This window comes from Rheinheimera sp. F8, assembly GCF_001518915.1.
Genome location: NZ_CP013656.1, coordinates 2,464,219 through 2,484,035 on the forward strand (window position 1 = coordinate 2,464,219; position 19,817 = coordinate 2,484,035).

General features: G+C 50.0%; 19 protein-coding genes. 14 read left to right on the plus strand and 5 right to left on the minus strand.

Annotated features, from left to right (window positions below; genetic code table 11):
• Nucleotides 1-2,586, plus strand: a complete 2,586-nt coding sequence (gene clpB, locus ATY27_RS11030) for an ATP-dependent chaperone ClpB (RefSeq protein WP_208930701.1) — start codon at nucleotides 1-3, stop codon at nucleotides 2,584-2,586.
• A 58-nt stretch (nucleotides 2,587-2,644) separates the two neighbouring features.
• Here clpB and ATY27_RS11035 read toward each other — a convergent pair whose 3' ends face one another.
• Entirely contained in the window at nucleotides 2,645-3,112 is a 468-nt protein-coding gene (locus ATY27_RS11035) for a DUF4124 domain-containing protein (RefSeq protein ID WP_208930702.1), read from the minus strand.
• A 156-nt stretch (nucleotides 3,113-3,268) separates the two neighbouring features.
• Between ATY27_RS11035 and ATY27_RS11040 the strand changes: the two genes are divergently transcribed.
• Together ATY27_RS11040 and gshA are read left to right on the plus strand one after the other, a co-directional pair.
• On the plus strand, nucleotides 3,269-3,712 hold the full coding sequence (locus tag ATY27_RS11040) for a CBS domain-containing protein (protein WP_208930703.1): 444 nt from the start codon (nucleotides 3,269-3,271) through the stop codon (nucleotides 3,710-3,712).
• A 114-nt stretch (nucleotides 3,713-3,826) separates the two neighbouring features.
• The gene (gshA, locus tag ATY27_RS11045; RefSeq protein ID WP_244151271.1) at nucleotides 3,827-5,422 is read left to right on the plus strand and encodes a glutamate--cysteine ligase; all 1,596 of its coding nucleotides are present in this window, start codon (nucleotides 3,827-3,829) and stop codon (nucleotides 5,420-5,422) included.
• A gap of 279 nt (nucleotides 5,423-5,701) precedes the next feature.
• On the opposite strand, the gene ATY27_RS11050 is transcribed toward gshA, so the two are convergent.
• Together ATY27_RS11050 and ccsA are read right to left on the minus strand one after the other, a co-directional pair.
• Entirely contained in the window at nucleotides 5,702-6,970 is a 1,269-nt protein-coding gene (locus ATY27_RS11050) for a CNNM domain-containing protein (protein ID WP_208930705.1), read from the minus strand.
• Between the two features lie 69 nt (nucleotides 6,971-7,039).
• Nucleotides 7,040-7,837 carry a cytochrome c biogenesis protein CcsA gene (gene ccsA, locus ATY27_RS11055; RefSeq protein ID WP_208930706.1) on the minus strand — a complete coding sequence of 266 codons (798 nt, stop codon included), beginning with the start codon at nucleotides 7,835-7,837 and terminating at the stop codon, nucleotides 7,040-7,042.
• 135 nt (nucleotides 7,838-7,972) lie between these two features.
• On the opposite strand from ccsA, the gene ffh reads away from it, so the two are divergent.
• From ffh to ATY27_RS11085, 6 genes are all read left to right on the plus strand, one after another.
• Complete coding sequence (gene ffh, locus ATY27_RS11060; RefSeq protein WP_208930707.1) at nucleotides 7,973-9,343, plus strand: signal recognition particle protein; 1,371 nt, start codon at nucleotides 7,973-7,975, stop codon at nucleotides 9,341-9,343.
• Between the two features lie 337 nt (nucleotides 9,344-9,680).
• Nucleotides 9,681-9,932, plus strand: coding sequence for a 30S ribosomal protein S16 (gene rpsP, locus ATY27_RS11065; protein WP_208930708.1), 252 nt, complete (start codon nucleotides 9,681-9,683; stop codon nucleotides 9,930-9,932).
• A 28-nt stretch (nucleotides 9,933-9,960) separates the two neighbouring features.
• Complete coding sequence (gene rimM / locus ATY27_RS11070; RefSeq protein WP_208930709.1) at nucleotides 9,961-10,485, plus strand: ribosome maturation factor RimM; 525 nt, start codon at nucleotides 9,961-9,963, stop codon at nucleotides 10,483-10,485.
• Nucleotides 10,486-10,502: 17 nt separating this feature from the next.
• A complete protein-coding gene (gene trmD / locus ATY27_RS11075; RefSeq protein WP_208930710.1) occupies nucleotides 10,503-11,246 on the plus strand; it encodes a tRNA (guanosine(37)-N1)-methyltransferase TrmD in 744 nt (247 codons plus the stop codon).
• Between the two features lie 34 nt (nucleotides 11,247-11,280).
• Nucleotides 11,281-11,640, plus strand: a complete 360-nt coding sequence (rplS, locus tag ATY27_RS11080) for a 50S ribosomal protein L19 (protein WP_208930711.1) — start codon at nucleotides 11,281-11,283, stop codon at nucleotides 11,638-11,640.
• A 251-nt stretch (nucleotides 11,641-11,891) separates the two neighbouring features.
• Nucleotides 11,892-13,118 carry a threonine/serine exporter family protein gene (locus tag ATY27_RS11085; protein WP_208930712.1) on the plus strand — a complete coding sequence of 409 codons (1,227 nt, stop codon included), beginning with the start codon at nucleotides 11,892-11,894 and terminating at the stop codon, nucleotides 13,116-13,118.
• A 17-nt stretch (nucleotides 13,119-13,135) separates the two neighbouring features.
• Here the strand turns inward: ATY27_RS11085 and ATY27_RS11090 are convergent, their stop codons facing one another.
• The gene (locus ATY27_RS11090; protein ID WP_208930713.1) at nucleotides 13,136-13,894 is read right to left on the minus strand and encodes a transporter substrate-binding domain-containing protein; all 759 of its coding nucleotides are present in this window, start codon (nucleotides 13,892-13,894) and stop codon (nucleotides 13,136-13,138) included.
• Between the two features lie 365 nt (nucleotides 13,895-14,259).
• Between ATY27_RS11090 and ATY27_RS11095 the strand changes: the two genes are divergently transcribed.
• The 5 genes from ATY27_RS11095 (at nucleotide 14,260) to ATY27_RS11115 (ending at nucleotide 19,541) form a co-directional block, all read left to right on the plus strand.
• A complete protein-coding gene (locus ATY27_RS11095) occupies nucleotides 14,260-15,318 on the plus strand; it encodes a 3-deoxy-7-phosphoheptulonate synthase (protein WP_208930714.1) in 1,059 nt (352 codons plus the stop codon).
• Nucleotides 15,319-15,326: 8 nt separating this feature from the next.
• A complete protein-coding gene (gene tyrA, locus ATY27_RS11100; RefSeq protein ID WP_208930715.1) occupies nucleotides 15,327-16,475 on the plus strand; it encodes a bifunctional chorismate mutase/prephenate dehydrogenase in 1,149 nt (382 codons plus the stop codon).
• A gap of 57 nt (nucleotides 16,476-16,532) precedes the next feature.
• Entirely contained in the window at nucleotides 16,533-17,258 is a 726-nt protein-coding gene (mtgA, locus tag ATY27_RS11105) for a monofunctional biosynthetic peptidoglycan transglycosylase (protein WP_244151273.1), read from the plus strand.
• Nucleotides 17,259-17,468: 210 nt separating this feature from the next.
• A complete protein-coding gene (locus ATY27_RS11110) occupies nucleotides 17,469-18,962 on the plus strand; it encodes an alanine/glycine:cation symporter family protein (protein WP_208930716.1) in 1,494 nt (497 codons plus the stop codon).
• A gap of 63 nt (nucleotides 18,963-19,025) precedes the next feature.
• A complete protein-coding gene (locus tag ATY27_RS11115) occupies nucleotides 19,026-19,541 on the plus strand; it encodes a GNAT family N-acetyltransferase (protein ID WP_208930717.1) in 516 nt (171 codons plus the stop codon).
• Here the strand turns inward: ATY27_RS11115 and ATY27_RS11120 are convergent, their stop codons facing one another.
• A complete protein-coding gene (locus tag ATY27_RS11120) occupies nucleotides 19,542-19,766 on the minus strand; it encodes a hypothetical protein (RefSeq protein ID WP_208930718.1) in 225 nt (74 codons plus the stop codon).
• Between the last annotated feature and the right edge of the window lie 51 nt (nucleotides 19,767-19,817).

Sequence of the window (19,817 nt, forward strand, 5' to 3'; positions counted from 1 at the left end):
ATGCGTTTAGATCGCTTCACCAGCAAGTTTCAGGAGGCCATCGCTACAGCTCAGTCGCTGGCGCTTGGCCGTGACCATCAGTTTATTGAGCCTGTACATTTGATGCATGCTTTGCTGAATCAGGAAGGGGGCTCCGTCCGTGATCTGCTGAGCAAAATAGGCGTCAATCTGCATGACCTGCGCTCAAAAATTTCGCAGGCGATTGAACGGTTGCCGAAAGTCGAAGGCACTGAAGGTAATCTGCAGCTGTCGGCCAGCATGATCAACCTGCTGAATCTGTGTGACAAACTGGCGCAAAAGCGCAAAGACCAGTTTATTTCCAGTGAATTGTTTGTGCTGGCGGCCTGTGAGGACAAAGCCGAACTCGGTGCATTATTTAAAAGTCTGGGTGTCAGTAAAGATGCGGTAGAAAAAGCTATCGAGCAAATGCGAGCTGGTCAGAAAGTCGATGATCCAAACGCTGAAGATACGCGGCAGGCACTGAATAAATACACCATTGACCTGACTGCCCGCGCCGAAGCCGGCAAACTAGACCCGGTCATTGGCCGCGACGAAGAGATCCGCCGTTGTATTCAGGTGCTGCAACGCCGTACCAAAAACAATCCGGTGCTGATTGGCGAGCCAGGCGTTGGTAAAACCGCCATTGTTGAAGGGCTGGCACTGCGCATTATCAATAAAGAAGTGCCGGAAGGTTTAAAAGACAAACGGGTGCTGTCGCTGGATTTAGGCGCATTGCTGGCTGGCGCCAAATATCGCGGCGAGTTTGAAGAGCGGTTAAAAGCGGTACTCAGTGAACTGGCTAAAGAAGAAGGCCGTGTCATTCTGTTTATTGACGAAATCCATACGATGGTCGGCGCCGGTAAAGCCGATGGCGCGATGGATGCCGGCAATATGTTAAAACCGGCATTAGCGCGCGGTGAGCTGCATTGTTTAGGCGCAACCACACTGGATGAATACCGCAAATACATCGAAAAAGACGCGGCGCTGGAGCGGCGTTTTCAAAAAGTGCTGGTGGAAGAACCCTCAGTGGAAGACACCATCGCTATTTTACGCGGCCTGAAAGAGCGCTATGAGTTGCACCATGGTGTCGATATTACAGATCCGGCGATAGTTGCCGCGGCGATGTTGTCACACCGGTACGTGGCAGACCGGCAATTACCCGACAAAGCCATTGATTTAATTGATGAAGCGGCATCCAGCATCCGGATGCAGATGGATTCCAAACCTGAAGAACTGGACCGGCTGGAGCGGCGTATTATTCAGCTGAAGCTGGAAGACAATGCGCTATCGAAAGAAACCGACGATGCCAGTAAAAAACGCCGTGATTTTATTCTTGAGCAAATTCGTGAGTTGGACGCTAAATACAACGAACTGGACGAGGTCTGGAGTTCGGAAAAAGCTGCATTACAAGGCACACAAAGTATCAAAGCCGATCTGGAACAGGCACGGCTTGATATGGAAGTAGCGCGACGTGCCGGCGATTTGAACCGCATGTCACAGTTGAAATATGAACGGATCCCGGCGCTGGAAAAACGGCTGGATTTGGCTTCACAGGCTGAAATGCATGAAATGAAACTGCTGCGCAATAAAGTGACGGAGCAGGAAATTGCCGAAGTACTGTCCAAAGCCACCGGCATCCCGGTCAGCAAAATGCTCGAAGGTGAGCGCGACAAACTACTCAGAATGGAAGAAGCGCTGGCGCGCCGGGTTATCGGCCAGGTTGAAGCGGTGGCGGCAGTATCGAATGCGATTCGCCGTTCGCGTGCCGGCTTGTCTGATCCGAATAAACCGATTGGGTCGTTTTTATTCTTAGGCCCGACTGGTGTCGGTAAAACTGAGCTGACTAAAGCATTGGCCAATTTCCTGTTTGACAGTGAAGATGCGTTGGTACGTATTGATATGTCGGAGTTTATGGAGAAACACGCGGTGTCACGCCTGGTCGGTGCACCGCCGGGATATGTCGGGTATGAAGAAGGCGGTTATCTGACTGAAGCGGTACGCCGCCGGCCTTATTCAGTGGTGTTGTTGGATGAAGTGGAAAAAGCCCATCCGGATGTGTTTAACATCCTGCTACAAGTGCTGGATGATGGCCGGTTGACTGATGGGCAGGGCCGTACCGTCGACTTTAAGAATACCGTGATCATCATGACATCGAACTTAGGCTCAGATCTTATCCAGGAGCACTATGCCGACCAAAGTTATGAGCAAATGAAAAGCATGCTGATGCAGGTGCTGACGCAGCAGTTCAGACCGGAGTTTTTAAACCGTGTCGATGAAACGGTGGTGTTCCATCCGCTCGATCATGCGCAAATTAAGAATATCGCAGGTATCCAGCTAAATCGGTTACGGCAACGGCTGGCTGAACGGCAATATGGTCTGGAGGTGTCCGAAGCCGCACTTGAGCACATTGCTGCAGTTGGGTTTGACCCGGTATTTGGGGCAAGGCCGCTCAAACGCGCGGTACAGCAATATGTCGAAAACGCATTGGCGCAAAGTCTGTTGCGGGGCGATATCCCGCCCAACAGCCTGATCCGCATTGATGTTGCCGCTGATAAATTCATTATCAGTAGCCAACCCCTGCACTGAGCATCATTGCATGCAACAGCACACCGCTGCGTCGTCATAAACGCGGCGGTGTGCTGTTTTATTTTTTGCGTGGGGCTGGGGACTCTGGCTGGCAAAATTCGCGAATATGTTGTTCAGTGACCACCAGTTGCTCTGCCCGCATTTCCATTGTTAAAGCAACTTCTGCGCCTTCGGCATTGGTTATAGATACAGGTGCTTCTGCCGTCAGCCGCTGTTTATTCATCCGTGCCTGCTGGCAGTTCTGTTGTTTCAGTTGCTGATTAACCTGTTCAACCTGTTGGTTTAACGCCGCTATCTGTTTTGCGTCCAGCGGTTTAACTGGTATGGCCGCAGCTGGGACTTTCACTTTGGTCACTGTTGACTTTGCCTGGGTATCGACAATTTCGTAGTCGATACCGGCAGGCGGAGGTGTCTGACTGACATGTAACTGGCCGTTGTTATCCTGCCAGCGATAATATTCCTGAGCATTGACGGCGAACGCCAGCAGCGCAGCACACAGCAAGCGACAATACAAAGCAACATTCATCGGGAACCCCTTGCCAAAATCCGTTCTTTCTCACAGTGTACCTGAATTCCTGGCTGCTGCTAACGGGCAATTGTCGTTGACCTGCTGCACTTTGCGATTCGACAGCTGCAAGTGGTAGAGTAATGATTCATAAATGAAATTGACCGGAGGCGCTCAATGTCCATCGACGCCATTATGTCGAAAAAAGTGGTTGTGACACATACGGAAGCAACCCTGGCCAGCCTGCGCAGTATATTTACCGAAGCGCATTACCAACATGTTCCTGTGGTGGACAGTATGCAACGGGTCGTTGGTATTGTGTCGGTCAAAGATTTTTATAAAGCGATGAGTCCGGTCGTCGATTCAGCTTCAGAACAAACGGCAGAACTGTTTGCGCAAGGTCGGAAAGTACGTTCGATTATGACCAGTCCCGTCGTCTGTGTCGGGCCAGATACTTCCGTGATCCAGGCCGCAACTTTATTGATTGAACGCAACATCAGCTGTTTACTGGTGACAAATCAACAGCATAAGCTGCTGGGTATTGTGTCCTGGAAAGATATAATGCGGTTGATTGTACAACGTCAGCAGTCCAGACGCCGACAACAGGAAGAAGAGGAATAGGCTGAACTTCCCTTGTTTTTTACGCTCAGCTCCCCAATGATAGGGATCCGGACCGCGCCTTGCTGCCGCGTTTTCACACTAGAGGGTGCATTGATCACCCGATAAGGAATGCAATTGAGTCAGCTGTTTACCTCCCGTATCGCCGCTTTGCGCACCGCGCCGTGGCGCAACGACATCACTGGTATTCGTCGCGGTATTGAACGCGAAACTTTACGGATCAGGCCCGATGGCAGTTTATCGCAGCAGGATCACCCGCTGGCGCTGGGCTCGGCATTAACGCATCCGCTGATCACCACAGATTTTTCCGAATCTTTGCTGGAGTTTATTACGCCGGCAACGACCAGCATTGAAACCACTCTGGCGCAGCTCACCGATATTCACCGTTTTGCCATGCGTCAGCTGGGGGATGAGCGGATCGGTGCCGGCAGTATGCCTTGTTATATTGCGCATCAGGACGAGATCCGACTGGCCTATTATGGCGAATCGAATGTTGGCAAAATGAAAACGCTATACCGCCAGGGCTTGAAGAACCGCTATGGCAGCATGATGCAGGCCATCAGCGGCGTGCATTTTAACTTCTCAATCCCAGAGGCTTTCTGGCAGCATTACCAGCAAATGCTTGGTGATACGCAGCCGCTGCAGGAGTTTATTTCTGCACAGTACCTGCATTTGATCCGCAACTATAAGCGTTATGTCTGGCTGATTGTGTACCTGTTTGGTGCGTCGCCTGCAATGTGTAAATCATTTCTGCAGGGGCGGCAAAGTAAATACAGTTTCCAGACGCTTGGCAGCGGTACTTTGTATCTGCCCTATGCCACTTCACTGCGGATGAGCGATTTGGGTTATACCAACAGTGCACAGTCCAGTCTGGCGATTACCTATAACAATCTGCCGGAATATATTCGCGGGTTGCATCAGGCGATCACGACGCCGTCGCCTGAATACCAGGGGATTGGACAAGAAAACACAGGTGAACATCAGCAACTGAACAGCAATATCCTGCAAATTGAAAACGAGTTTTATTCGACCATCCGGCCAAAACGGACAATCAAAAGCGGTGAACGGCCGACTTGTGCACTAGCCAAGCGCGGTGTCGAGTATATTGAAGTACGTGCGCTGGATGTGAACCCATTCTGTGCAGTCGGGATCACTGCCGAGCAAATGCGCTTTCTCGATTTGTTTTTGTTGTATTGCCTGCTCGAAGAGAGTCCGGAACAAGATGCGCAGGCGCAGGCCGTCACAGAGCAGAATCTGAAAAAGGTCGTGACCGATGGTCGCCGGTTGAATCTTGAATTAGATCAGGACGGACAGCCACGGTTGATGCAGGACTGGGCAGAAGAGATTTTTGCTGAGCTGTCGCCATTGGCGGCATGGCTGGATGATGCTTATCAAAGTGCCGATGACCCGGCCCGATCTTACCAGAGTGTTCTGAAGCAGTATTATCTGAGCTTACTGGACCCGGCGCGGACACCATCCGGCAAAATGCTGGCGATGTTACAGGCCAATCAACAGGATAATGGCCAGGTTAATCTGCAACTGACAAATTTGTATCGTCAGCAGTTATTAGCCAGTGATTATCAGCATTATCAGCAGGCCGAGTTTATGCAGATGGCGGCAGATTCACTGAAGGAGCAGCAACAGATTGAAGCTGCGGACACCGTCGGTTTTGATGAGTACCTGCAACAGTATTTCGCTGAGAAACCTTGTTAGCCGGCAGCATGTTGCATTGACGTACCCAGAGCCCGCAAAAATGCGGGCTTTTTATCATCTGGCTGCGGTTTAACTGCTCTGTGTCATAAGTAGCAGGCAAAAAAAACGGCCACATCAGTGGCCGTAAAACTAAGGATAGGGAGAATCCAGGGATGAAAACAAAAACTTGGCAGAATCCATTCAAATAGTCAGACGAAGCCGGCAAAAGAAAGTTCAGAAATATTTGTGTTTTTTTTAATTATTTTACAAGTCTTTGCTTTTTCGGGATTTTTAGCTGGTTTAATCTTGCTTCAAATGTGGATAAAGCCGGACCAGTTTTATCATATTGTCCTGCACTTCGACGATCTCCAAAGGATATCCCAGCAGTTTCAGACTGAGGTTTGATTGCGGGATGTCTTCCAGATACTCCAGCACCAGTCCATTAAAAGTCTTCGGGCCGTCGGTAGGGAAGTTCAGATGCAACTCGCGGTTCAGGTCGCGCAGGTTAATACTGCCTTCAACCAGAAAAGAGCCATCTGGCTGCGGTCGGATCTCTTCACTATTGGCTTCGGCGGTATCTGTGGTGAATTCGCCAACAACTTCTTCCAGAATATCTTCCAGCGTCACCAAACCCTGAATATCGCCAAATTCATCGACCACCAGGCCAATCCGTTCCTTAGAATGCTGGAACTTCACTAACTGGGTGTTCAGGCTGGTGCCTTCCGGAATGAAATAAATATCATGCACCGCCCGTAACAAACTGGCTTTATTCAGCTGCTCTTTCAGCACCAGCCGCATAATGTCTCGCGTGTGCAAAAAACCAAGGGCATCGTCGACGCTATCCCGGTACAGCAAAATACGGCTGTGCTGGGTGATGGACAGTTGATGCAGGATATCTTTCCACTCGTCGTTGATATCGATACCAACCAGTTCGTTGCGCGGCACCATAATGTCTTCAACTGTCGCTTTTTCCAGATCCAGTACACCAACCAGCATACTCTGATGCTGACCTGGCAATATAGCACTGGCTTCGTGCACGACAGTCCTGAGTTCTTCATTACTGAGACTGTGACCGTGATGTTGTTCAGCACTGACGCCAAACAAGCCGAGAAAGCTATTACAAATATGATTAACCAGCCAGACCGCTGGGTAAAAGACCTTCATCAGCGGACGTAACAATATACTACTGGGAAATGCGACGCGTTCCGGATGTAATGCCGCCAAAGTTTTCGGGGTGACTTCACCGAAAATGAGAATTATCAGGGTCAGTACGGCCGTTGCAATTGCAATACCATAGTCACCATACAGACGCATCCCGATAATTGTACCAATCGCTGACGCGGCAATATTCACCAGATTGTTGCCGACCAGAATGAGACCAATCAGCCGGTCCCGTCGTTGTAATAGAGCATGCGTACGCTGGGCGCCGGGATGATTTTCGGTTAATAAATGCTTCAGCCGGTAGGGGTTTACCGACATCATCGCAGTTTCAGTTGCGGAGAAATAAGCAGAGCAGAGCACCAGAAACGCCAGAATGAGCAGCAGCGTGCTGGTAGAGATTGCGTCCAAGTCGGAATATGCCTGTGTTGCCGTTCAGCCTCAATTAATATGCGAAATCAGATACAGCGTCAAGTCAGACTACAGCAGCACTTCGCGCACAAAGCGACTGCCGAAGTAAGCTAAAGTCAGTAACAGGCTACCGCTCATCGTCAGACCATTGGCGATCCGTCCACGCCACCCGGCTAACCGATGACCCGCTAACAACACGACAAAAACGACAAAGCCAAGCGTACTCAGTACGTTTTTATGCAAGTTGTGACGGGCAAACCAGTCCTGGCTAAACACAGCGCCACTGAATACAGTAATGCCCAGTAGAACAGTGCCTAATAAAATCAGCCGGAACAGAAGTTGTTCGGCCTGCATCAAAGGTGGCAATACAGTGCCACTTGGCAGCGGGGTTCTCTGTTTCAGCCGCTGACTGATCAGGCTGACCTGAAATGAATATAAAGTCGCCATAATCAGAATCACATAGGCAATAAACGCGACCATGATATGGATAAGCAACCAGGGGCTGTGTTCAAAATGCTGCAGCTGTACAGCGTCTGGCAACAGAATGACAGCCAGTTGCACCATAGCGGCAAAGCCATACACGATAGGTAACAGTAACAAAATCGGCGTGCGCAGCGCGGTGACAGTAAAAGCTGCGGTAATTAGCCAGCACACCAGAGAACTGACATTCAGCAAGCTAAAATTCTGGCCTGCTGCAGTAAACAGGCTCTGACTTAGTCCCAGCATATGCAGGACTACGCCGGCAATGGCGACTGAAAACAGCAATTTCAGGCGTGGCCCATCGGCGTGATAAAGCCGCTGCGACACAATCACAGCAGCGACCAGGTAACATAACAGGGCGAGTACAGGCAAGAATGCGGCCGACATGCAAATAATTCCAATTTGAATGCATATTTTTCTGCATTGTATGGGAAGAGGCGACAGATTGACAGAGCCTGAGGCTGACGCCTTGCCCCTGCTTTGTTATAATCGCGGTCATTTTTGACAGAACCGGATTTGACCATGTTTGAGAATTTGTCGGATCGCCTGACCCGAACGCTGAAAAATATCAGTGGCCGTGGCCGCCTGACCGAAGACAACATCAAGGAAACCTTGCGTGAAGTGCGCATGGCGCTGCTGGAAGCTGACGTGGCGTTGCCAGTCGTACGTGATTTCGTCAATCAGGTGAAAGAGCGCTCGGTAGGCCTTGAAGTCAGTAAGAGTCTGACACCAGGTCAGGAATTTCTCAAAATCGTTAAAAAAGCGCTGGAAGAGGCGATGGGGGAAGCCAATGAAGAGCTGACCCTGAATACGCAGCCACCGGCTGTGGTATTGATGGCCGGTTTACAAGGCGCAGGTAAAACCACCTCAGTGGCGAAACTGGCCAAGTTCTTAAAAGAACGTAAAAAGAAAAAAGTGATGGTGGTATCGGCGGACGTGTATCGCCCTGCGGCAATCAAACAGCTGGAAACGTTGGCAAAAGATGTAGGCGTTGAGTTTTTCCCCAGTGATATTTCACAAAAACCGGTGGATATCGCCAATGCAGCCATCAGCGCGGCTAAGTTAGGTTTCTACGATATCCTGTTGGTCGACACCGCTGGCCGTTTACACGTCGACAGTGAAATGATGGATGAGATCAAAGCGTTACATGCGGCGATCAAACCAATTGAAACGCTGTTTGTTGTTGATGCAATGACAGGTCAGGATGCCGCCAATACCGCTAAAGCTTTTAACGAAGCACTGCCACTGACCGGTGTGATCCTGACCAAAGCCGACGGTGATGCCCGCGGTGGCGCTGCTTTATCTATCCGCCACATCACTGGTAAACCGATTAAGTTTATCGGTATGGGCGAAAAAACCGATGCCTTAGAGCCATTCCACCCGGATCGGATCGCATCGCGAATTCTCGGCATGGGCGATGTTCTTAGCCTGATTGAAGAGCTGGAACAGAAAGTTGATCGCGATCAGGCTGCTAAAGTCGCGGCAAAGATGATGAAGGGTCAGGGTTTTAGTCTGGAAGATTTCCGTGACCAGCTGGTACAAATGCGCAGTATGGGCGGCATGATGTCGATGCTGGACAAATTGCCGGGCATGAAGAATCTGCCGGCTGGCGCCAAAGATCAGATCAACAATAAAAGCTTTAATAAAATGGAAGCCATCATCAATTCGATGACGCCAAAAGAACGCCAGTTCCCGGATTTGATTAAAGGCTCGCGGAAAAAGCGCATCGCGGCCGGATCGGGCACCTTAGTGCAGGACGTCAATCAGTTGCTGAAGCAATTCACTCAGATGCAAAAAATGATGAAACAAATGAGTGGCAAAGGTGGCATGATGAAAATGATGCGGGCGATGGGTGGTAAATTACCGCCAGGTTTGCCGGGCGGCGGACGTTAATCTTCGAACGGACTAGTTCAAGGGGCCATTGCATCGCAGTGGCCTTTTTGTATTTATGGCCTTAAGAATTGCCATGTCGCTTCAGTAAACGCCTGATGACTGCAGCGATTTTCATGCTGGATCCTTGTGATCCGCACAGTATCTTCAGCGCTTGTCCCAACAGCTTGTCAAGAGCTTATCCACAGAGTCATCCACTGGCATTACTGGCCTGATAACCGGCTGCAAAGCCTGAAATCCCTTGCATTACAATGAAAAACGCGTACAATTCGGCGTCCCTGCGGCCTGACCGCGGGGATTTTGATTTACAAAAACCTGAACGATTGAAATAGAGGACGGTATGGTAACTATTCGTTTACAACGTGGTGGCGCGAAAAAGCGTCCATTTTACCAAGTTGTGGTCGCTGACAGCCGTTTTGCTCGTGATGGCCGCTTCATTGAGCGCGTGGGTTTCTTTAACCCAATCGCTGGCGGTTCTGAAGAGAAAGCGCGCATCGACCTGGACCGCGTTGATCACTGGGTTGCACAAGGTGCATCTCTGAGCGATCGCGTTGCGTCACTGGTAAAAGCTGCTAAAAAAGCTGCTGCTTAATTAGCAAACTGGGTAGGAATTAACCTTGATGGGTAAAGATTTAGTTGTCTTAGGTAAGTTTGGTGCTGTTTACGGTATCAACGGGTGGCTAAAAGTAATTTCCTACACAGATATCCCGGAAGGGATTTTTGATTACACACCCTGGCAGATCCAATCTCAGGGCAAATGGCAACCAGTGCAAATCTCCAGTTGGAAACGCCATAGCAATGGCTTAATCGTCAAACTGGAAGGTGTTAGTGACCGGGACCAGGCACAAGTTTTCGTGAATGCGGAAATCGCTGTGACTCAAACCAGTCTGCCCGCGCTTGATGACGGTGACTTTTACTGGAAAGACCTGATGGGTCTGACCGTGGTAAACGAAGCCGGTTATGACTTAGGCGTAGTGGATGACATCATGGAAACGGGCTCAAACGACGTTCTCGTTGTGAAGGCAAACCGGACCGATGCATTTGGTAAGAAAGAGCGTTTGATTCCATTTTTGACTGATTCTGTCATCAAAACTGTGGATAAAGCGCAAGGACGAATTATCGTCGACTGGGACCCAGATTTTTAATGTCCGGACAGTACAACATGTGGTTTGGGGTGATAACCCTGTTTCCGCAGATGTTCGAGGCAATCACAAAATATGGTGTGACCAGCCGGGCAGTCAAAAATGGCCTGATTGAATTACAGTGCTGGAATCCGCGGGATTTTACCTCGGACAGACATAACACTGTTGACGACAGACCTTTTGGTGGCGGTCCCGGTATGTTGATGATGGTGCAGCCGTTGACCGACGCAATTCGCGCCGCCAAAGCTGCCGCAGGGGAAGGGGTCCATACCATCTACTTATCGCCGCAAGGCCGTAAGTTAGATCAGGCAGGGGTCGCGGAACTGGCGAAACGTCCAAAGCTGTTGCTGGTAGCAGGTCGCTACGAAGGGATTGATGAACGCGTAATAGAGTCGGAAATTGACGAAGAATGGTCAATCGGCGATTACGTGCTGAGTGGGGGCGAATTGCCTGCGATGACGCTGATTGATGCGGTATCGCGACTGGTACCAGGCGTACTGGGGCATGACATGTCAGCAGTTGAGGATTCGTTTGCCTCCGGATTGCTGGATTGTCCGCACTATACCAGACCAGAAGTGTTAGACGGCAAACAGGTTCCCGCTGTACTACTCAGCGGACACCATGAAAACATCAGACGCTGGCGTTTGAAGCAGTCTCTCGGGAGAACCTGGCTTCGGCGTCCGGAATTGTTAAATGTCCTGGCTCTGACTAAGGAGCAACGCAAACTTCTGGAAGAGTTCCAATTGGAACACCAGGCGTTGTAGCAACGATAGTTTATCCAGGTAAAGTGAGATTGTTATGAGCAAAGTTAGCCAAAACATCATCAAAGAACTTGAAAACGAACAGCTGAAAACAGACGTTCCAGCTTTCGGTCCAGGTGACACTGTGATTGTTCAAGTTAAAGTTAAAGAAGGCGATAAAACTCGTCTGCAGGCTTACGAAGGCGTTGTTATTGCCAAACGTAACCGTGGTTTACACTCAGCGTTCACAGTTCGTAAAATTTCGAACGGTGAAGGTGTTGAGCGTGTATTCCAAACGCACAGCCCAATGATTGACAGCATCACGCTGAAACGTCGTGGTGCAGTACGCCGTGCCAAGCTTTACTTCTTACGCGATCGTTCAGGTAAATCAGCGCGTATCCGCGAAAAGCTTAACTAAGCACTTGAAGGCTGCCCCCGGGCAGCCTTTTTTTATGCCTCATCACGCCCGGTAATGTCATACACTTTATCTCAAATGAATTCCTGACCTGCTACGATCTTCATTGTCCGTTTTACTGCAAATTCAGGCTGACGGCTAAAAGTACAGCAATTAAATCATCACCTTAGTCTAATCCCTTGTTTTGTCACTCTGCACTGTTAGTATGGAATGAACAAACTGTAGACGGGTAGCCGTGCCACAAGGACAATCCAGTGCAATCTTCTGATTTCAATGAAAAACGAAAGTTTATCGTCAAGCTTGGCAAGATGCTGCATAAGTTCGGCACACCAGCGTACCGACTGGAAGCGCACCTGCAGGACGTAGCCAAAGATCTCAATATTGGTGCTTCATTTGCGATTACCCCAACCGTACTTACTTTTGTCATTTGGGTACCGGGTGAAGACAGCGAATATACCCATGTTGCGCGGGTGATGCCTGGCGATCTGGATTTAGGCTCTTTATCGCGTGCAGACGAAGTAGTGGATGCCGTACTGAAGCATCAGATGACTTTGCAAGAAGCGACTGAGCGGCTGAATACTATTGCGGTGATGCCGAATCCATACTCACGCTGGGCGACTTTTTTCGCTTATGGTGCCGCCGGCGGTGCTTTTGCCATGCTGATGCGTGCCAGCTGGCTCGATGTGGCTTATGCCACTGGTCTGAGTTTAATCGTCTATTTATTTGTGCTGTGGGCCGAAAAAAGCCGCCGTGTTACTCATATGCTGGAACCGCTGGTGGCGATGAGTTCAGCCTTAGGCGCCACTGCACTTGCTGCATATATTGATCCCCGAATAAATATCCCTATCGTCGTGTTGTCGGCGATTATCGTGTTTATACCCGGGCTCGCCCTGACACTGGGTTTTGCTGAAACCGCTGCCCGGCATTTAGTGTCCGGCACGGCCAGGATCATGGATGCCGTCATGATCCTGTTTAAATTGTATTTTGGCGCCTTTCTAGGCATGGCCTTAGGCGAGCGCCTGTTTGGTAAAGTCGATTATGTGCCGACGCAGGCGGTTGAAGCCTGGACGGCCTGGCTTGCTGTCGCCATTTTATGTGGATCCCTGGTGATCGTTTTTCGCGCCCGGCGCAAACATATCAGCTGGGGCCTGATGTCTGGCTTTATCGCTTATGGTGCCAGTCAGCTTGGTGGGATCTATCTTGATTTAGCGTTGGGTGCTTTTGTCGGTGCTTTTGCCGTTGGCGTGTATGGCAATTTGTTTACCCGATTGATGAATGCTCCAGCCAGTATCGTTTCGTTGCAAGGCATGATTGTACTGGTGCCAGGCAGTAAAACTTATATTGGCCTGAATAGTTTTATCTCGGGTGAACATATGGTGCCAACCGACCATATCGGCCAACAGACTTTTTTGATTTTTATGTCTCTGGTGGCAGGTTTTATCTTTGCAAATGTGGCATTGCCGCCGAAGAAGAGTTTGTAGCCGCGCGGGTTTGAGCGTTAGTTCAGACGTTCTGACCAGCCGGCGACAATTTTATCAAAACGGCCATCTGCTTTAAGAGCCTGCAGACTGTGGCGTAATTGCGTTAATACGGCCGGCGGCGTTTTCAGGCTGCAGGCCAGATGAAAGTCCAGCGGCAAATCAGGTAACACCAGCAGTCTATGAAATTCAGCCGGTGCCAGGCCGGCTTCTATTGCACGATACTTCAGAATGGTTTCATTAATGATGACCAAATCGATGCCCTGACGCCGGTTTGCCAGCACATTCAGCATACTGGAGACATTTTCCAGCACATACAGATTTTTCCCTTCTTCAAAACCATGCCGCAGTAAATAGTGATGTGTGACATCGTCTCTTGTTACCGCGGTGACATAATTTTTTGCCTGTTCCAGCGACTGCAGATTTATGTCCCTCCGGCTCGCCATGCCGTAAATTGCGGTTGTGTTATACGACAGCTCGCCAATCCACTGAAACAGCGCCTGCCGCTCTTTGCTTTTAGAAATAGAATAAATACAAGTGTTTGGGTCACGCAAAGCCAATTGGTAAGCACGGCTCCAGGACTGAAACTCAATCTGATAGGAAATCCCGGCATCCTGAAATGTTTGCCGCACTATATCGGTAGCAAAGCCAGTTGCAGCGCCAGGTGTATCAATCTGAAATGGCGGCAGGTGTTCCGTCAATACCCGGATCTCTGCGCCAGACACCGGGGCCAGCATCAGTAGCAAAGTAATATTGCTGCAGATTCGTATTTTAGACACGCGGCTGCTACACCTTTGAAGTTCCGGGATCCTAACTGTAATCAGCTCGGGCTGGTCAGGCAAGCGCTGGCTGGAAAATGTTCGCTGGGCTGGTCAGAACGGGAGAAAAGCTGTGTTTTGATCAAAATGGTCGATCTCAAAAATTCACATTGTAATTAAAAGTGTACAAAAGTAACTATCTCGCAATGTTAATTGTGTTAGCCATATTTATTGACTTCTGGCATTGACATTACTTCGTGCGCTTTTTAAGATGTCGGCAAATTGTAATTATAAAAATACAGAGTGTACATATATATGTACATGTGATTTTAAGGGAAGGCCAGTCGAATTGACACTTACTTCCGCTGAGTTTAGGAGCGAACGCGATGAGCAAAATAGTTGACGATTTACGTATTCTGGCGGAAAAACCGTTGAGTCCGCCGCTGGTGCTGAAAAAAGCGCTGCCATTATCAGAACAGGGAGCCTTGTTTGTACAACAATCGCGCCGGGAGATCGCCGATATTGTGCATGGCCGGGATAAACGGTTATTAGTGATCACCGGGCCCTGCTCGATCCATGATCCGGTTGCGGCGATTGATTACGCTGAAAAATTGAAAACCTTGCAGTTAAAATACGCTGACAGTCTGTACATTGTGATGCGGGTCTATTTTGAAAAACCACGCACAACAGTGGGCTGGAAAGGCTATATCAACGATCCGCACCTGGACGACTCCTTTGATTTGGAAACCGGCCTGACGCGCGGCCGTGAGCTGTTACTGAAGCTTGTTGAGATGGGGTTGCCAACGGCAACTGAAGCTCTGGACCCGATCAGCCCGCAATATCTGTCAGATTTGGTGTCGTGGGCGGCAATAGGCGCCCGTACAGTAGAAAGCCAAACCCACCGTGAAATGGCCAGCGGCTTATCGATGCCGGTTGGTTTCAAAAATGGTACTGATGGTAATTTGAATATCGCCTTAAACGCACTGCAGTCTGCTGCCAGTCCGCATAGTTTTATTGGGATTAACCAACGCGGCGAAGTGGCTTTAGTGCAAACCGCGGGCAACCCGGATGGACATATTATTCTGCGTGGCGGCAGCAAGCCGAACTATGACGCAGAAAGCATCAATGCGGCTGTCGCCGTACTCGACAAACATCAGTTACCGCGTGGCATTGTGGTTGATTGCAGCCACGGCAATTCCAACAAAGACCATAACCGGCAGCCATTGGTGGCAGAAGCTGTGGTGGCACAACGGGTGATGGGCAATGACGCTATTATTGGCCTGATGCTGGAAAGTAACATCTGTGGTGGCAAACAGAATATCGTTAACGGCAAGGCTGAGTTATATGGTGTATCAGTCACTGATGCCTGTATTGACTGGGCGACAACAGCACAACTTTTGGCAGGTCTGCACCATCAGATGTTAGGCGTGTGCCAGGCGGCCTGAGGAACATCATGACAATTTCTACTTCGGCGCAAGCCGCTTCTGCCGCTGAGTTGGCGCCGCTGCGTCAGCAAATTGATGCGATTGATACGCAGCTGGTGCAGCTTTTAGCGGCCAGAGCCAAAGTCACGGCGCAGGTCGGTCAGGTTAAACAGCAATATGCCTTACCTTTGTATGTGCCAGAGCGCGAGAAGGCGTTGCTGGAGGCGCGCAGAGCACAGGCAGAAACAGTAGGTGTGTCGCCGGAGCTGGTGGAAGATGTACTGCGCCGGGTCATGCGTGAATCCTATTCCACGCAGGAAACCGGTTTTGTCTGCTGTCGTGAAGGCGGCGGCAAGGTCGTTGTAGTCGGTGGCCGTGGCGCACTGGGTCAACGTTTTGTTAGTTTGTTCCAGCGCTCGGGTTTTGTTGTGTCAGTGCTGGAACAAACGGATTGGCCACAGGCAGCAGAAATTTGTGCTGATGCATCTCTTGTATTACTCGCAGTACCTATTGCGGTGACTGAACAGGTGATCCGGCAACTTCCAACGCTGCCGGCAAACTGTATCCTGGCCGATATTACCAGTATCAAAGCCGCGCCATTAGCTGCCATGCTACAGCAACATGCAGGGCCAGTGCTTGGCCTGCATCCAATGTTTGGCCCGGATATCAGTAATATAGTTAAACAAGTGGTTGTGGTTTGTCACGGTCGTGCAGCAGAGCAATATCAATGGTTATTGCAGCAGTTCAGTGTCTGGGGCGCGGTATTGACCGAAAAAGATGCCCGGCAACACGATGAACTGATGCAGTTAATTCAGGCGATGCGCCATTTCAGTTCACTGGTCTATGGTGTCCATCTGGCAGAAGAACAGGCAGATTTGCCACAACTGTTGGAGCTGAGTTCGCCAATTTACCGGCTGGAACTGGCAATGGTAGGCCGGCTGTTTGCGCAGAACGCCGAACTCTATGCCGATATCATGCTGAGTTCAGTCGCTGTTACCGGGCTATTGCAGCGTTATCAGCACAGATTTAATCAGTTATCACATTTACTGGCGGCGCGCGATAAAGCCGGACTGATGGCAGAATTTGCCAAAGGTCAGCAGTTTTTTGGTCCCCTTGCCAGCCAATTCCTGCAGGAAAGCCGGCGTTTACTGCAAAAGGCTGCGGATGAGCGCAGTTAAACTGTACTTTTTCTGACTATTAAAAGCCGGAGTACCAAGTTAGACTGGTCTCCGGTTTTGTTCAATGTCTGCAATCACTTGCTGAAATTATCCCTCAATTTTCTGTTCCGCCCGCTGCTGTTGCTGCTGCGTTACTGCAGTCTTGGCGTACTGACGCTGGTGTTGCTGTTTGCATACTTGCCTGTGCCTTATACCGGCGTGATGCTGGAGCGTCAGCTCAGTGCCTGGCTGGATGGTAAAACTCAGTATCAGGCACGACATCAGTGGCGTTCGTTAACGCAGATATCACCAAATCTGATGCAGGCGGTGGTCGCAGCAGAGGATCAGAAATTTTTGCAACACAGTGGCTTTGATTTGCAGGCCATTGAAAAAGCACTGGTCTATAACAGCAAAGGCCGCAAAGTGCGTGGCGCTTCGACAATCAGTCAGCAAACAGCTAAAAACGTATTTTTATGGACTGGCCGCAGCTGGTTGCGTAAAGGCCTGGAGAGCGGCCTGACCCTATTGATCGAGGGGGCCTGGGGCAAAAATCGCATTCTGGAAGTCTATTTAAACAGCGTCGAATTTGGACCTGGTATCTTTGGCGCAGAAGCGGCGGCGCAGCGTTATTTTGGCGTTTCAGCGGCCCGACTGTCCCGGCCGCAAGCCGCATTATTGGCTGCTGTGTTGCCAAACCCCCACCGTTTTTTGGTTCAGGCGCCATCGCCATATGTGCGTAAACGCCAGCAATGGATCCAGAAACAAATGCAGCAGCTTACGTCAGTGCACCGGCAGCTGCGCTGAAACTACTCCTACCTCTGCTCATTTTGCCGCTTTTCCCGGCAGAACTGCCGTACATTAGCGAAATAATACTGGGCGCATCCGACTTTAGTCGTTATCTTATGACGCTGATCTGCCGTGGGCTTTGGGACATCTTACTGACCTTGCCAGACTCTTGTCAGACAACGGTGCAGCAATAGCACCGCACTATAACAATCTCCGAGGAATGTACTAATGAATGAATTTGTTGCTGTGGTGAACGGCATCATCTGGAGCAAGGCGTTAATCGCACTTTGTCTCGGGGTGGGCCTGTATTTCTCCATACGCTCACGTTTCCTGCAATTACGTCATGTGCGCGAAATGATCCGGCTGATGTTTGACGGCAAAAGCTCTGACAGTGGTGTTTCGTCGTTTCAGGCATTAACGATGACGCTGGCCGGACGGGTTGGCACAGGCAATATCGCTGGTGTCGCAACCGCGATCACTTTTGGTGGTCCGGGCGCGGTATTCTGGATGTGGATGGTGGCATTTTTAGGCGCCAGTTCGGCGTTTGTCGAGTCGACTTTAGGCCAGGTTTATAAAGAAAAAATCAACGGCCAGTATCGCGGCGGTCCGGCCTTCTACATCGAAAAAGGTCTGGGCATGAAATGGTATGCCTGGATTTTTGCTGTCGCGACAGTGATTGCAACGGGTCTTTTATTACCAGGTGTGCAGGCAAATTCTATCGCGTCCAGTCTGGAAACGGCAGTCGGTGTTTCACCAAATGTCACAGCCGGAGTTCTCGCTATTGCGCTTGGCTTTATAATTTTTGGCGGTGTAAAGCGTATCGCAACCTTTGCTGAAATCGTCGTACCGTTTATGGCGCTGGGATACATTATTGTGGCTTGTGTGGTCATTGCATTAAACATTGATCAATTGCCAGTAGTGTTAAAACTGATTATCAATAGTGCTTTTGGCACTGAAGCGGCTTATGGCGCTATTCTGGGCCTGGCAATCGAATGGGGCGTTAAACGCGGCGTCTATTCAAATGAAGCCGGCCAGGGTACAGGTCCACACGCATCGTCGGCAGCTGCGGTGTCCCATCCGGCCAAACAAGGTCTGGTACAAGGGTTTTCAGTATATGTAGACACGCTGTTTGTCTGTTCCGCCACTGCATTTATGTTGTTAATCACTGGCCAGTACAATGTGCAGGCTGCTGATGGTCAGGCCATTTATACCGGTGTGGCTGGTGTTGCAGCTGGTCCTGGTTATGTCCAGACCGCGCTTGAAAACGTCATGCCGGGATTTGGCTCAATGTTCGTAGCCTTTGCACTGTTGTTCTTCGCTTTTACTACCATCGTGGCTTATTACTACATCGCTGAAACTAATATTGCCTATATCAACCGCACAGTATCGCGGCCTTGGCTGGGTTTCCTGTTGAAAATCGGCATCATGGCGGCTGTGGTCTATGGCACAGTAAAAACTGCAGATATGGCATGGGCATTGGGTGATATTGGCGTCGGTCTGATGGCCTGGCTGAACATCATTGCCATTATCCTGCTGCACAAAACCGCCTTTAAATGCTTGCGTGACTATGAAGCACAAAAAGCGGAAGGCAAAGATCCGGTATTCCATCCGGAAAAACTCGGTATTAAGAATGCCCATTATTGGGAAGGCAAAACCGACGAAGAATTGTTAAGTTCCAGTCTGACTAAACTGGCAGAACAAGACCAGAAACGCGTCGGATAATCGCTGAACAAAGCCAGTCAAAGACTGGCTTTGTTTTATTCAGCTCTTTTGGGAGAAAAGTTGATGTCTACAGTCCTGACCACCGACCGATTGCGCTTACGTCACGCCGAACTGAAAGATGCGCCGGCTATGCTGCTGTTAGTCAATGAACCTGAGTTTCTGCAGAATATCGGTGATAAACAAGTGCGGAATCTCGAGCAGGCGGAGCAGTATCTGCTTAACGGTGCAATCGCCAGTTATCAGCAACATGGCTTTGGTTTATTTCTGGTCGAGCGGTTGTCCGATAACGCCACTTTAGGTTTGTGCGGACTGGTGCAACGAGATTATTTGCAGCTCCCGGATGTCGGTTACGCTTTGTTCCGCCAGTATAGCGGACAGGGCTACACCTCAGAGGCGGCGTTAGCGGTAGTCGCTTATGCCCGTGATGTGTTGGGTCTGGATCAACTTTGCGGCATCGTGTCGCCGGATAACCTAGCGTCCAAGCGTATCCTTGTGAAAACCGGCATGCGGCCTGCCGGACAAAAAATTATACCGGGCTCAGACAAACTGGTTGATTTTTATCAGTTAGACCCACTTTAATCAGCTTTCAGCGCCGTCACGCTGGCGCTGAAAATCCTCGTATTTTTTCGACGCTACATCCTTCAGGCAGCTTTCGGACAACGGTGACGGCAATAGCCGGCACTGCGCGCGCTGCTCGTCACGCATCTTATTGAACCAATATTCTTCGCTGCCGCGTTGCGGGTTCTGACAGGCAACCAGCGCTGGCAGTACCAGGCTTAGCAATAACAGCGTTTTGCACGTCATGGTGTGGTCCATTGCATAATTCCTTCGGGTACTATGCCACAGCCGGGCTAT

What these genes read in the sequence shown, in the direction of transcription:
- clpB (WP_208930701.1), top strand. Translation starts at nt 1, where the DNA reads ATGCGTTTAGATCGCTTCACCAGCAAGTTTCAGGAGGCCATCGCTACA.
- ATY27_RS11035 (WP_208930702.1), bottom strand. Translation starts at nt 3,112, where the DNA reads ATGAATGTTGCTTTGTATTGTCGCTTGCTGTGTGCTGCGCTGCTGGCG.
- ATY27_RS11040 (WP_208930703.1), top strand. Translation starts at nt 3,269, where the DNA reads ATGTCCATCGACGCCATTATGTCGAAAAAAGTGGTTGTGACACATACG.
- ccsA (WP_208930706.1), bottom strand. Translation starts at nt 7,837, where the DNA reads ATGTCGGCCGCATTCTTGCCTGTACTCGCCCTGTTATGTTACCTGGTC.
- ffh (WP_208930707.1), top strand. Translation starts at nt 7,973, where the DNA reads ATGTTTGAGAATTTGTCGGATCGCCTGACCCGAACGCTGAAAAATATC.
- rpsP (WP_208930708.1), top strand. Translation starts at nt 9,681, where the DNA reads ATGGTAACTATTCGTTTACAACGTGGTGGCGCGAAAAAGCGTCCATTT.
- rimM (WP_208930709.1), top strand. Translation starts at nt 9,961, where the DNA reads ATGGGTAAAGATTTAGTTGTCTTAGGTAAGTTTGGTGCTGTTTACGGT.
- trmD (WP_208930710.1), top strand. Translation starts at nt 10,503, where the DNA reads ATGTGGTTTGGGGTGATAACCCTGTTTCCGCAGATGTTCGAGGCAATC.
- rplS (WP_208930711.1), top strand. Translation starts at nt 11,281, where the DNA reads ATGAGCAAAGTTAGCCAAAACATCATCAAAGAACTTGAAAACGAACAG.
- ATY27_RS11095 (WP_208930714.1), top strand. Translation starts at nt 14,260, where the DNA reads ATGAGCAAAATAGTTGACGATTTACGTATTCTGGCGGAAAAACCGTTG.
- tyrA (WP_208930715.1), top strand. Translation starts at nt 15,327, where the DNA reads ATGACAATTTCTACTTCGGCGCAAGCCGCTTCTGCCGCTGAGTTGGCG.
- ATY27_RS11110 (WP_208930716.1), top strand. Translation starts at nt 17,469, where the DNA reads ATGAATGAATTTGTTGCTGTGGTGAACGGCATCATCTGGAGCAAGGCG.
- ATY27_RS11115 (WP_208930717.1), top strand. Translation starts at nt 19,026, where the DNA reads ATGTCTACAGTCCTGACCACCGACCGATTGCGCTTACGTCACGCCGAA.
- ATY27_RS11120 (WP_208930718.1), bottom strand. Translation starts at nt 19,766, where the DNA reads ATGACGTGCAAAACGCTGTTATTGCTAAGCCTGGTACTGCCAGCGCTG.